Annotated in this window: 12 protein-coding genes; 4 read left to right on the top strand and 8 right to left on the bottom strand. The window is 64.8% G+C overall.

Annotated features, from left to right (window positions below; translation table 11 throughout):
* From BM118_RS02560 to pncA, 6 genes are all read right to left on the bottom strand, one after another.
* On the bottom strand, positions 1 to 1,638 hold the full coding sequence (locus BM118_RS02560; RefSeq protein ID WP_092181803.1) for an ABC transporter substrate-binding protein: 1,638 nt from the start codon (positions 1,636 to 1,638) through the stop codon (positions 1 to 3).
* A gap of 30 nt (positions 1,639 to 1,668) precedes the next feature.
* Positions 1,669 to 2,484, bottom strand: coding sequence for a sugar phosphate isomerase/epimerase family protein (locus BM118_RS02555; RefSeq protein WP_092181800.1), 816 nt, complete (start codon positions 2,482 to 2,484; stop codon positions 1,669 to 1,671).
* Between the two features lie 624 nt (positions 2,485 to 3,108).
* Positions 3,109 to 3,492 (bottom strand): GrlR family regulatory protein, encoded by a 384-nt coding sequence (locus BM118_RS02550; RefSeq protein WP_092181798.1) that lies wholly within the window; start codon positions 3,490 to 3,492, stop codon positions 3,109 to 3,111.
* A 38-nt stretch (positions 3,493 to 3,530) separates the two neighbouring features.
* Positions 3,531 to 5,564: an NAD(+) synthase gene (locus tag BM118_RS02545; protein ID WP_092181795.1), complete on the bottom strand. Its 2,034-nt coding sequence runs from the start codon at positions 5,562 to 5,564 to the stop codon at positions 3,531 to 3,533.
* 136 nt (positions 5,565 to 5,700) lie between these two features.
* Positions 5,701 to 6,816, bottom strand: a complete 1,116-nt coding sequence (locus tag BM118_RS02540; RefSeq protein WP_092181792.1) for an alpha/beta fold hydrolase — start codon at positions 6,814 to 6,816, stop codon at positions 5,701 to 5,703.
* A gap of 16 nt (positions 6,817 to 6,832) precedes the next feature.
* On the bottom strand, positions 6,833 to 7,459 hold the full coding sequence (gene pncA / locus BM118_RS02535) for a bifunctional nicotinamidase/pyrazinamidase (RefSeq protein ID WP_177233961.1): 627 nt from the start codon (positions 7,457 to 7,459) through the stop codon (positions 6,833 to 6,835).
* A 271-nt stretch (positions 7,460 to 7,730) separates the two neighbouring features.
* On the opposite strand from pncA, the gene glk reads away from it, so the two are divergent.
* From glk to BM118_RS41105, 3 genes are all read left to right on the top strand, one after another.
* Positions 7,731 to 8,717 (top strand): glucokinase, encoded by a 987-nt coding sequence (glk, locus tag BM118_RS02530; RefSeq protein WP_092181786.1) that lies wholly within the window; start codon positions 7,731 to 7,733, stop codon positions 8,715 to 8,717.
* A 144-nt stretch (positions 8,718 to 8,861) separates the two neighbouring features.
* Positions 8,862 to 9,065, top strand: coding sequence for a hypothetical protein (locus BM118_RS02525; protein WP_092181783.1), 204 nt, complete (start codon positions 8,862 to 8,864; stop codon positions 9,063 to 9,065).
* A gap of 146 nt (positions 9,066 to 9,211) precedes the next feature.
* On the top strand, positions 9,212 to 9,367 hold the full coding sequence (locus BM118_RS41105) for a hypothetical protein (RefSeq protein WP_177233960.1): 156 nt from the start codon (positions 9,212 to 9,214) through the stop codon (positions 9,365 to 9,367).
* Between the two features lie 105 nt (positions 9,368 to 9,472).
* On the opposite strand, the gene BM118_RS02520 is transcribed toward BM118_RS41105, so the two are convergent.
* Positions 9,473 to 9,850 carry a response regulator gene (locus tag BM118_RS02520; RefSeq protein ID WP_092181780.1) on the bottom strand — a complete coding sequence of 126 codons (378 nt, stop codon included), beginning with the start codon at positions 9,848 to 9,850 and terminating at the stop codon, positions 9,473 to 9,475.
* A gap of 111 nt (positions 9,851 to 9,961) precedes the next feature.
* Positions 9,962 to 10,738: a Spy/CpxP family protein refolding chaperone gene (locus tag BM118_RS02515; protein ID WP_177233959.1), complete on the bottom strand. Its 777-nt coding sequence runs from the start codon at positions 10,736 to 10,738 to the stop codon at positions 9,962 to 9,964.
* 498 nt (positions 10,739 to 11,236) lie between these two features.
* On the opposite strand from BM118_RS02515, the gene BM118_RS02510 reads away from it, so the two are divergent.
* Positions 11,237 to 12,577 carry an ABC transporter substrate-binding protein gene (locus BM118_RS02510; RefSeq protein WP_092181774.1) on the top strand — a complete coding sequence of 447 codons (1,341 nt, stop codon included), beginning with the start codon at positions 11,237 to 11,239 and terminating at the stop codon, positions 12,575 to 12,577.
* The last annotated feature ends 123 nt before the right edge of the window (positions 12,578 to 12,700 follow it).

Genomic DNA, 12,700 nt, shown 5'->3' with positions numbered 1-12,700 from the left:
TCAAACCTCGAAATTGCCGGCGCGGAAATCCATCGCGAAGGCGGGCGAGGCCTTCCACTTGATCGATTTCGGCTTGGCCGTGAAGGTCGCATTCTGGTGCAGCACCGTGTAGGCGGGGTCCTCGCGCTCGGCGATCTCCAGCATGCGGCGGAACGCCTTCTTGCGCGCCGCCCGGTCGGTCGAGGTCTCCAAAAACTCCGAGAGCTTGTTCAGCTCGGTGTTGGTCCACTCGCCGATCTGCTGCTGCTGGCCGTTCGGCCCGTGCTGGGCGACCAGCGAGGAGACCGGATCGTTGAAGGCGGCCGAGTTCGACCAGTCACGCACGGCGCGCGTCGGCGCACGTTCCATGATCTGCGACCAGTTCTCCTTGGTCTCGATCTGGACGTTGAGGCCGACCGACTTCCACATCTCGACCAGGACCTGCGCGGTCGCGACCTGGTTGGTGTAGTAGTTGTTGAGCAGGCGATAGGGAATCGGATCGCCCTTGTAATTGGCCTGCTTCAGCAGATCCTGCGCGAGCTTCGGATCGTAGGCCGGCACGCTCCAGTCGGCGTTGAACATGTCGCCGTAAAATTCCCACTGAAGCCCCTTCGGCACGCGGGTGCGGCCGGCCCACAGGCTGTCGACGATGGCCTGGCGGTCGATCGCATGGGTGAAGGCGCGCCGCACCAGCGGATTGGCGAGCTGGGCGTGGTTCTTGTCGAACACGGTCAGGCGGTGATTGAGGATGGTGCCGCCCTGCACTTCGAACGCCGCGTTCTTCTCGATGCCGGCGATCTGGTCCGGCGGGATGTCGCAGGCGAACTGGTACTCGCCCGAGAGCAGCCCGTTGATGCGGCTCGCGACCTCCGGCACTTCGAGGAAGCGGATGCGCTTGAGCGGCGGACGGCCACCCCAATATTCGTCATGCGCTTCCAGCGTCAGCGAGACGTCGGGCTTGAGCTCTACGACCTTGTAGGGGCCGGTCGTGATCGGCTTGCGCGCCCAGTCGAGATAGCTTGCGGATTCGTCCCAGGCGCGGCGGTTCATGATGTCGGAGCCGTAGCGCGACAGCCGGCCTTCGATGGTGACGTCAGGCGTCGCGTTGTAGAAGCGCACGGTGTACTTGTCGACGGCGTCGACGCGCACGAGGTCCGGCCAGATGCGGCGCGCGACCGCAGGCACATCGGGCGGCAGTTCCTTGCCCGGACGCGGCGACGGGATCTTCTCGAAGGCCTGGATGGTGGAGCGGCTCTTGGCCTCGGTCTCGCCGAACATGCGCTCACGGCTGAAGGTGAAGACCACGTCCTCGGCGGTCAGCTCGTCGCCATTGTGGAATTTCACGCCCTGGCGCAGCTTCACCTCGACGGTCTGGTCGTCGATGCGGCGCCACTCGGTCGCAAGGCCCGGCACGGCCTCGAGGCTGCCGCGCCAGTTCTTCGAAATCAGGCCCTCCCAGATCGAGGAGAAGAACACGCGCTCGCCGACATTGGACTGCTCGCGCAGCACGTCGAGCACGTTCGAGTTGGTCACCTTCTGCACGGCGATCGTCACCGAGGGACGGTTGTCGCCTTGCGCGATGGCAAAGCGCGGCAGCAGCAGCGTGCTCGCGGCCGCGGTGCCGGATTTCAGGATGGTGCGACGAGTGAGTTTGCTCATGACGATAAGCCCTGCCCTTGATGAGGTCGGTTATTCAGCGAGGCCAAGCGCGGCGAGATGGGCTGCGCCGGCGCGGACGTCGTCGTGGTTGCGGAGTTCGAGGATCAGCCGCGGGTTCGAGGTCAGCCGGCCCAGCGCGCGGAACACGGCGACCCACGGGATGTTGCCTTCGCCCGGCGCCCAATGCCGGTCGGCGAAGCCGTCGGTGTCCTGGAGATGCACATGCGTCAGCATGTCGCCTGCGGTCTCGGCGTAGTAATCGACCGGCGGCGCGCCGGTGGAGATGTGCGCGTAATTGGCATGCCCGGTGTCGAGCGAGACGCGGACCTTGCCGCTCTCGAGCGCCTTGGCGAGGCGCACGCGGTCGCGCGGGTCCTTGTCCTCGATGTTCTCGATGACGATCTCGCAGCCCGTCGTCTCGGCCCGCGCGATCACTTCGGCAAGCGTCGCCCTGACCCGTTCGACCAGATTGCCGCGATTGTCCGGATAGAGATCGAGATTGTTGTGGTCCCAGGTCGTGAACGGCGAATGGATCACCATCTGCGTCGCACCGAGGAATTCGGCGGCCTCCAGCCCCTGGAGCAGACGCTTGGTCACCGCCTGGCGGATCATCGGATCGTGGCTGTCGATCTTGAAGCCCCAGAACGGTCCGTGGATGCCGAGACGGCCGGTGTGGCCCGCGAGCATCTGCTTGATGTCGCCGGCGGTCGCGCGCCAGTCGCTATCGAGGAGATCGGCGCGGAAAAAATCCTGGATCTCGAGGTCGCGCTGCCGCTCCAGAAGCCAGTCGCGATGCGCGGGGATCGATTTGATGGACAATGCGGCGCCCAGTACCGGCTTCGACATGGCTTGCTCCTTGGCCGTCAGCGATGACGGGAGCAGCGCTAGACCAGTTCAATGACAGGCCCGTGAAATCGAAGTTCCGCGGCAGCGAGGAGATGTGGACATCCTGCGCATCGCCAGCATCGATCTTGTGCAGCATGCCGTCGGCTTAGGCGCCCGCAGCTTCGCGCGCAGAAAGAAGCTCGCTCGTGTCCGTAGTGATCCGGAATGGAAACCTATTCCGATCTCACGTACATCGCGGGACATCGATCGGCGGCCACTTCCAAGGGCATCACCCTCTGATCGCGCACCACGGGGTTGGGGGACCACATGGGGCGGGAGATTGAAGGCTGGGGCAAGGTGACGAGGTCCGGACTCCTAGGCACTCCGGACCTCGAAACTTTCTACATCGAACGCAAACGCGCCGCCGAGCTGATTCAGCCCGGCGGCGCGTTGTCGTTTCAGCGCGTCTCGTCAATTCCGGCGCTTAGCGCGCTTGCGGCTCGATCGTCACCGTGCAGTCGCCCTGCCCTTGCGTCGCGACCACGATGTCGCCCGCCGGGACAACAACAGACGCGAACGTTCTGTCGGTGCGAAGGTTCCTGAGCAGGAACGAAGCCATTCACCGGTGAGCCGATCAGATCGCGCTCACACCGCGTCCTTCAGCGTCAGCCGTGCCGTGAACGTCACGCTGATCTTGCCGACCAGCGCCATGCCCTCGACTTCCGCGCCGCCGGGGAAATAGTCGCCGGAAAAGCCGCAGGTGACCTCCCTGCCTCCGAAGACGAGAGACCGGCCGACCGCTTCGGTGTGCTGATTGACGGTCATGTCGCCACGCCACTTCCCGTTCCGGAACGTGTAGCTGCCGGTGTAGTAGAAATAGCTGTCGCCGCCCATGATGCGTCCGTCGCAGAGCACGACCACGCCCCTCGCCTGCCCGCGCTTGCCGTCACGCATTTCGATGTCGAAGATGTAGAGGCCGTTGACGACGCTGGCCTCTTCACCCGCCTCTGAGCCTTCCCCGGCCGACATCAGATCGTCTCACCGGCAATGTCGATCCGCCGCGCCATTCAGTTCGGTACGTTCCGTTCGAGATCCTCGAGCCATGCCGCTGCGCTCGAATCCGACGGCGCGCGCCAGTCGCCGCGCGGCGACAGCGAGCCGCCGGCCGAAACCTTCGGGCCGTTCGGCATGGCCGAGCGCTTGAACTGGCTGAAGGCGAAGAAGCGGCGCAGGAACACTTCGAGCCAGCGGCGGATCTCGGGAAGATCGTAGGCCTTGCGCCGATCGTTCGGAAACGCTGGCGGCCATTCGCCCTTGGCGACATCCTTCCACGCCTGGAGCGCCATGAAGGCGATCTTGGACGGCCGCATGCCGAAGCGGAGCGTGTAGAACAGGTTGAAATCCTGGAGCTCGTAGGGGCCGACGGAAGCTTCGGTGCTCTGCGGTTTCTCGCCCGGCTTGACCGGAACCAGCTCGGGCGAGATTTCGGCCGACAGGATCGAGGCGAGCGTCCGGTTGACGTCGTCGCCGAACTGCTGCGAGGCGATCACCCAGCGGATCAGATGCTGGATCAGCGTCTTCGGCACGCCGGCATTGACGTTGTAATGCGCCATCTGGTCGCCGACGCCATAGGTGCACCAGCCCAGCGCGAGCTCGGAGAGGTCGCCGGTCCCGATGACGATGCCGCCGTGATGGTTGGCAAGGCGGAACAGATAGTCCGTGCGCAGACCCGCCTGCACGTTCTCGAAGGTGACGTCGTAGATCTTCTCGCCCTTGCCGAAGGGATGGCCGATATCCTTCAGCATCTGGGTTGCCGTGGTGCGGATGTCGAGCTCCTGCCAATTCGTCTGCAACGCCTTCATCAGCGCCAGCGCATTGCTCTTGCTCTCGCTGCCGGTGGCAAAGCCCGGCATGGTATACGCGAGGATGTTCTCGCGCGGCAGGCCGAGCAGGTCGACGGCCTTCGCGGCGACGATCAGCGCGTGGGTGGAATCGAGCCCGCCCGAGACACCGATGACGACGCGCTTGGTGCCGGTCGCGCGCATGCGCTGCACGAGGCCGGCGACCTGGATGTTGTAGGCCTCGTAGCAATCCTGCTCGAGCAGGCTCTCGTCGCTCGGCACGAACGGGAAGCGCTCGACCTTGCGCAGGAAGCCGATGTCGGAGGCCGGCGGCTTCAGCGCGAACGTCACCTTGCGGAAGAACGCCTCACGCTGCCGGCGGTTGTCGTCGAACGTCCCCATCAAGGCGCGCTCCTGCCTGAGCAGGTCGAGATCGACGTCGGCGAACGTGATCTGGCCACCCTGGCGGAACCGCTCGCCTTCGGCCAGCAGCACACCGTTCTCGTAGATCGAGGTCTGGCCGTCCCAGGCCAGATCGGTGGTCGATTCGCCTGCCCCGGCGGCGGAATAGACGTAGGCCGCGAGGCAGCGCGCCGAGGTCGACTGGCATAGCAGCGCGCGCGAGCGCGCCCGACCGATCGTGATCGGGCTGCCCGAGAGGTTGATCAGCACGCTGGCGCCTGCGAGCGCGAGCTCCGAGGCCGGGGTCACCGGGATCCACATGTCCTCGCAGATCTCGACGCCGATGGTCAGGCCCGGAACGTCCTCCGCCGCGAACAGCAGATCGACGCCGAACGGCGCGCGCAGATCGCCGATCGCGATCACCTCGCCGGCGATGCCGGCTCCGGAGGCGAAATGGCGTCCCTCGTAGAATTCGCGGTAGGTCGGCAGGTAGCTCTTGGGCACCACGCCAAGCAAATTGCCGCGATGGATGACGACGGCGCAATTGTAGATGCGATGGCCAAAGCGCAGCGGCGCACCGACGATCAGGACGGTCATCAGCGCCGAGGAGGCCTCGACGATCGCGGCCAGCCCTCGCTCGACCGCATCGAGCAGCGGGTCCTGCTTCACCAGATCTTCGATCGCATAGCCGGACAGGCACAGCTCGGGAAACACCGCAACCGCCGCCGACTGTTCGTGGCAGGCATTGGCGGCCGCCAGGATGGCCTTGGCATTGGCCGAGGGATCGGCGACGTGGGAGGTGGTCACGCAGGCTGCCACGCGCGCAAATCCGTGGGCGTAGATCGAGTGGAAAGTCATCGAGCGCAGTACCTTTATCTCTTCCCGGCCGGCCGCAGCCGTCAGCTCCGCACCCTATGTAGCCCATCGATCTGGCCCCGTGCAGGCCATCCGCCGTCATGCATAACGGATTTGCGTCTCGCTCTGGCCGGCGAGCTCAGGCGCTGCGGGCCAGGACGCCGGTCAGATCGTTGCGCAGCCACTCGGCGATCCGGAGCCAGGCATGCACGTGGGTTCGTGCGCCCATGAACAGGCCGAGATGATTGCTCGGCTCGGAGGCCGCCGCAATGAAGGCTGGCGGCGTGCCGACAAGGCCGGCGGTGGCGAGCGCCTGCGTCACCGGCACCACTTCGTCGTCGAGCCCGGCCAGCAGGAAGATCGGCGCCCTGACGTCCTTCAGATCAATCGCGCGGCCGAGCGCCACGAAGTCGCCGCCGGCAATCCGGTTCTCGCGGAAAATCCGGTTGACGATCTCGAGGTAATAAGTGCCCGGCAGATCGAGCGTCTCCACGTTCCACTGGTCGAAGCGCGCGAGCAGCGCCGCGCCTTCCTCGTCGGATAGCTCCTTCTGCAAGGCGGCTGCGATATCCTCGCGGCTTGGCGTCCTGGACCAGAAGCGCAGCATCTCCTCGCCACTGACATTGCCGCCGCCACGCGCGACGAGCTGGTCGTAGACCATTTCCGGAGCATTGCGGGCGAGCCGGGATAGCGAGGAATCGATCGACAGGTCGACCGGAGCGCCGACCAGGACCAGCCGTCGCACCTTGGCCGGAAAGCGCGCCGCGTAGAGCAGCGACAGCCAGCCGCCCTGGCACAGGCCGACGAGGTCGACCGGCGCGCCGATCTCGTCGACGGCGACGTTGAGATCGGACAGATAGCTGTCGATCGAGAGATAGCGCATGTCCGGGGTGGCCGAGCGCCAGTCGGTGAGATAGACCCGGTCGATGCCGCCATGTTGCAGCGACTGCACCACGCTGTGGCCGGGTGCGAAGTCGGCGATCAGGGCCCGATGCAGCGCATAGGGCGCGCAGACCAGCGCCGGCTGGCCGGACCGGTCCTTCGTGCAGTCGCGCAGGCGCATGGTCGCAAGCTCCAGCGCGACCGTGTTGGGCGTCGTCCATGGCAGGCTGCTGTCGGCCGGCTCGGCCGGCCCGCGCTCCATCCACCAGAAACAGGCTTCCATGGCGAGCCGGGCGGCCGCAAACGGCCACAGCAGCGGATCGCCAGGAATCTGATCCGGCCCGCCCAGCTGTTTGCCCGTCTTCTCCGCCATGGCTATCTCGCGCTTCTCACAGGAATGCCTCGAAGCTGATCACGGAAATGCCGAGCTCGCCAAAACTCCGATGGGCTGCGGAGACGGAACCGTCGAGGTCGATGCCACGGCAGGCATCCTCGATCACCACGACTTCGAACCCGGCCTTGCGGGCGTCCTCCGCCGAAAAGCGGACGCAGAAGTCGAGCGCGAGCCCCGCGACGAAGACGGTCTTCAACTGGCGCTCGCGCAAGTACCCGAGCAGGCCCGTCGGCGTCCTGTGGTCGTTCTCGAACAGCGCCGAATAGGAATCGATGCCGCGGCGAAAACCCTTGCGCACGACCAGGCTCGCCCGGGTCACGTCCAGTTCGCCATGGAATTCGGCGCCCGCCGTGCCCTGCACGCAATGCGTCGGCCAGAGCACCTGGGTGCCGTAATCCAGCTCGATGGTCTGGAACGGCTGCTTGCCCGCATGGTTCGCCGCGAAGGAGACGTGGTTGCCCGGATGCCAGTCCTGGGTGAGCACCACATTGGCGAATTTTTGGGCGATGCGGTTGATGGCTGGCACGACTTTCTCGCCACCGGGCACGGCCAGCGCCCCACCGGTGCAGAAATCGTTCTGCACGTCGATCACCAGCAGCACGTCGCGGTCGGAAATCTTCATCGCAAGGGCCCATTCCACCTGCCCGGCGCGACCGGCGCCTGACGCTCCCTCCAATGTCGATCTTCCGGCGCGGCTTCGCAACCACCGACTGCGTGTGGCCGTATCGCGCTGGCGGCCAAGGATCGCCTCCAGGATGCAACGGTTTAGCCTCGTCCGTGTTGACTAGGCACAATCAAGCGAGGATTCTCAAACCGTCCGCAAACTGCGGATCGGATCAGGAGCGGAGGCAAAGGTTCCCGAAGGCCGGCAAGGCCGCGGCAACCGAAGGACCATGGATCTCGGCAAGACAGGAAAAATTCTTCTCGCCGATATCGGCGGCACCAATGCGCGCTTTGCGCTGAGCCAAGGCGAACCGAGCAACGGCGACCAGACCGGACCAATCGACTATGTGAAGGTCGCCGACTTCCCGACCGTCCAGGAGGCCATTGTCGACGTGCTGGCGCGCCGGGCCGGCGGCGAGCCGCCCCAAAGAGCCGTGCTGGCCGTCGCGGGTCCCGTCACCAACAACCGCTGTGTCATGACCAACAGCCCCTGGGTCATCGACGGCAACGAGCTCCAGCCGACGCTTGGCTTCGACAGCGTTCATGTGCTCAACGATTTCGAGGTGGTCGCCTGGTCCCTGCCCGCCTTGCGGCCCGCCGATCTGATCCCGCTCGGCGGACAAGATGGCCTCCCCGGAGAACCGTTGCTGGTGGTCGGGCCCGGAACCGGTTTTGGCGTCTCCTGTCTGGTCGAGCGGCATGGGGCGCGGCTGGCCGTCGTCACCGAGGCGGGCCATGCCACCCTGCCGGCAGAGAACGAGCGCGAGGAACGGGTGATCGCGTGCCTGCGCCGGCGTTTCGGCCATGTCTCCATCGAGCGCGGCGCGCTGTCGGGCTCGGGCCTGCAAAGCCTCTACGAGGCACTCGCGGAGATCGACGGCGCCGAGGTGCCGCACCGCGACGCGGCCGCCATCACCAAGGCGGCCCTGGACGGCAGCTGCCCGGTCAGCCGTGCGACGCTGGAGATGTTTTGCGCCATCCTGGGCTCGGTCGCGGGCAACCTCGCGGTGACCTTCGGTGCCCGCGGCGGCGTCTATATCGCCGGCGGGATCGTGCCGCGCTTCCCGGACTTCCTCGCAGCCTCAGCCTTCCGCGCACGCTTCGAAGCCAAGGGACGCTTCCAGGACTATTTGCGCAACATCCCGACCCGGCTGGTCACGAAGCCCGATGCCAGCTTCGTCGGCCTGAAGATGTTCGCCGACCACAATGTGGATTGAGGCGCGAGCGCCCGGCAGCGCGGTTCCGGTAATTCACAGCTGATTGCAGCGCGCGAACGGTTCCACGCAGGATCGTGCTTGCTCGTTTGCACGCGATGAGAAACAATCCCCTTTGAGTGTGTGGCGTAGTTGCGGGGGCGTGACATGCGTAAGCAGGATCTGGGCTTCGACTATCACCGCTATCACCGCCTGCTGACCGAGGCGGATGATGAGGACAAGCGGCTGGCGCTGATCGAGCTCCTGATCGAGGAAAAGGCGCGAGACCGGCTGGCCGCCCAGCGCGCCTCGGACCGCGCCGCCATGACCGCCCATACCATCGCAACGGTGCTGAAGAACGGCCGCACCTGAGACTTGCAATTCCGCGCCGGGAGGGCTCGACTCCGCGAGCCGATTGCGATTCCGTTAACGATCCCTCGCAATCTCGCGTCAAACTTTTTGCTCTAAGAGTTCCCTCACCTGATGCAATTCAGGGGTCAACAAAGGGGGGAATGAACATGAGCATGATTTCGCTCGCCGCGATGCCGGCCGCCGTCGAAACGCGTTTCGCCGCTTCTTCGTTCAAGACCATCTTGCTGTTCTGCTGCACGGGCCTCGTCGCCTCGTTCGGCCTGATGGCGCGCGGCATCGACCTCACCGCCGGCCTGATCTGAGAACCCAACGAATTCCGTCGTCGATCGGCCGCCCCTGACGGGCGGCCATTTTCGTCGGTGCTCTCAGCGCGGCGCCGTCGCCCAGCGCGGCGTCTTCGCCGTCGCTCAGTGCGGCGCCTTCGCAGTGGCTTCCGGGAACATCGAATCGATCATCGCCTTGAGCTGATCGATCGAAATCGGCTTGCGCAGGATCGGCCTGCGGCGGAGCAACGACGGCAGCAGTTCCGGCCCGTAGCCGGTGGCGAACAGAAACGGCTTTCCGCGGCGCTCGATCAGGTCGGCGACGGGATCGACGTAGAGCCCCATGAGATTGATGTCGAGGATGGCGAGATCGTACTGCGCGGTCATCGCAAAGGCGCTTGCGTCCCGGACATTGTCCGCTTCCGCGACGACATGGTGGCCGAGCTCCTCCACCATCTCAGCCATCATCATCCGGATCAACGCCTCGTCTTCGACCAGGAAAACGGAGAGTCCGTCCGCCATATCAACCCCGCAGTCAGCTTGCGAAGCTAATCATACCCGAATTGCGGAGAGGATTCACGAATTCGTGGCGGGCGCCGTTAATTCGGACGCCGGCGATCCGATTCAACTTGATCAATCCAACCCGCGCTCGTGGCTGAGGCGGACCATCTCCTGGATGAAGACCTGCTTCTGCTTGTCGTCGAGGCTCGAATAGAGCGGTTCGGCGGCATCGGCGACATTGCGCTGGTCGGCGGCCCGGTCGATCAGGAACTGCGCCTCGTTGCGCATCTGCTCGATGATGTCGTCGGGCGGATCCCGCTTGGCGCGCGCAACCCGCAGGTTGAGCCGCTCTGCACCATTATGCCCCAGGTAGTGCATGGCGCTGGAGAACCCGTACCAGTGCTTCTCCTGATCGGAGGTGAGATTCAGTTCGGTCTTGATCCGCTCGATATAGGAATCGCTGTTGGCGACGATCTGCTCGGCGCTCTGTTGCGGCGCGCCGCTCTGGGTGAGGACCGTGACATCCTTGTTGTCCTGCGGCGCATTCTTGGCTTCCTTGCTCGCCTTGGCGCCCTTGCCCGCCTTGGCGCTCTTGGCATCCTTGTCCTTGCCGGCGCCCTGCTGCTGCTTGGCATCCTTGCTGGCGTCCTTGGCCGCCGGCGCCTGATTGCCATTGTTGCCGACGCCGAGCACGCCGGTGAAAACGCCGACCACGCCGCCGATCGCACCGCCGAGCACGCCACCGACCGGACCCGCCGCCTTGTTCCCGGCGGCCGCCCCCTCCTGAACGCCTTTGACCAATCCTTGAGCGTTCGCGACTGCGGCTGCGCCGAGCAGCAGCGCAAGCACGGACCCCAGCGCGAGCGATCGTCGCAGGTAGAGCCGCGCTGGCGGCGCCGGGTTGATCATTCTCGTCTCCATCGTCGAACTGATTAGCCTGTGCAACACTATCGTTTCCGCCGCTTCGAGGTCCAGACGCCGCCAATTGCTGTCCACGCCCGAAAAGTCTTTCTCGCGAAGCGGTTATGCAGGCTTATTCGAAACTGCGGCGTAATTGCGCACGGATCGTTCCAGGCCGGGTCGCGTAACGTGTGCGTCGCAAAAGGAGCAGCCGCAGTTCACGTCCGGCGCGTCGCACCGCAAGCACTGCCGCGCTTTCGGGCACAACGTTAGTTCTAGACGATCGCCATTCGGGCTTTCTCGACAGACGCGATCAATCATGATCTGATCGCGCTACCAATTTGCCGCGCTTCGCGTGACCTGCGATCGAAGCTGACGGCACCAACGAGGAGCGTTCGACAAGAATTCCAACAAGAAACGCCAACAAGAAAATGAAAATCAAGAGCAAGACTCGGAAGAGTTCAGAGGAAACACCAGAACAATAAAACACCCAAGCGAGGAAACGAGATGTCACGCAAGGCACTGACGCGACGTCAATTTGTGGCTGCCACTGCAATGTCCTCCGCGGCGCTGATCACGGCGCCCTATGTCCGGGGCGCTTACGCCGCCGGCAAAGTCTCGATCGGCTTCTGGGACCACTGGGTGCCCGGCGCCAACAATGCCTCCACCGCCCTCGTCAACGAGTGGGCGGCGAAGGAGAAGGTCGAAGTCTCGATCGACTACATCACCAGCAACAACAACAAGATCCAGCTCACGGTCGCGGCGGAAGCCCAGGCCAAATCCGGCCACGACATCCTGCAGATGCCGACCTGGTGGCCGCATGCCTATGCGGAAAATCTCGAGCCGCTCAACGACGTCATGGAGCCGCTCATCAAGCAGAACGGCGACGTCAACGGGACCGTCAAATATCTCGGCCAGGCCGGCGGCAAATGGCTCGCCATACCTGCGACTCCGGGCAGCCAGATCAAGGGGCCCTGCTCCCGTATCGATCTGATGAAGAAGCACGCTGGCATCGACGTCCAGGAAATGTATCCTGTGGGCGGGCCGCCGAAAGCCGACAACTGGACCCTGGACACGTTCCTGAAGGCGGCCGAGGCTTGCCAGAAGGGCGGCTTCCCCTTCGGTATCGGCCTCGGCGAAACCACTGACAGCGTCGACACTGCGGGTGCAATCTTCCAGTCGTTCGGAGCGGAGCTCGTCAACGCCAAGGGCGACGTCACGGTGAAGACCGACGCGGTTCGCCAGGCCCTCGAATACTACAAGAAGCTGATTGCCTTCCTGCCGCCGGACGCGCCGTCCTGGGATGACGCCTCGAACAACAAATGGCTGATCTCGGGCCGCGGCGCGATGATCCTGAACCCGCCGAGCGCCTGGGCCGTCGCCAAGCGCGACGCACCTCAGGTCGCCGAGCAGTGCTGGACCCACGGCTTCCCCGCCGGGCCGAAGGGCCGCTACGCGCCCTATCTTCCCTACTTCTGGGGTCTCTGGAGCTTCAGCAAGAACAAGGAAGCCGCCAAGAGCCTCCTCACCTATCTGTCACAGCCGTCATCGATCGAAAAGTTCGTCGCGGCAAGCGGCGGTTACGATCTGCCCGCCTATGCCAACATGACGACGCTGAAGACGTGGCAGGAAGAAGGGCCGCCGAAAGGCACACTCTATCACTATCCGAACCCGTACAACCATCAGACGCTGTCGATTGCAGCGTCACCGGCGCCGCCCAAGATCGCGCAGCAGATCTACTTCCAGGCGACGCTGACAAAGATGGCGCTGCGTTTCTCGCAAGGCGAGAAGATGGAGACCACGCTCGCCTGGGCGGAGGGCGAGTGCGAAGGCTTCATGCGGAGTTAGCCGGAGGTGTGCCATGGCGGTTCACGCCTCGCGCGTGAGCCGCCGGGCAACTCCTGGTTCCGGATCTGCCGCCGCAGGGAAGCCGACCGACAGGGCCGGCTTCCCGTTCGACATCCTTCAAGG

This window comes from Bradyrhizobium sp. cf659 (assembly GCF_900113725.1).
GTDB lineage: Bacteria > Pseudomonadota > Alphaproteobacteria > Rhizobiales > Xanthobacteraceae > Bradyrhizobium.
This window is presented reverse-complemented; position numbering and strand designations above follow the sequence as displayed.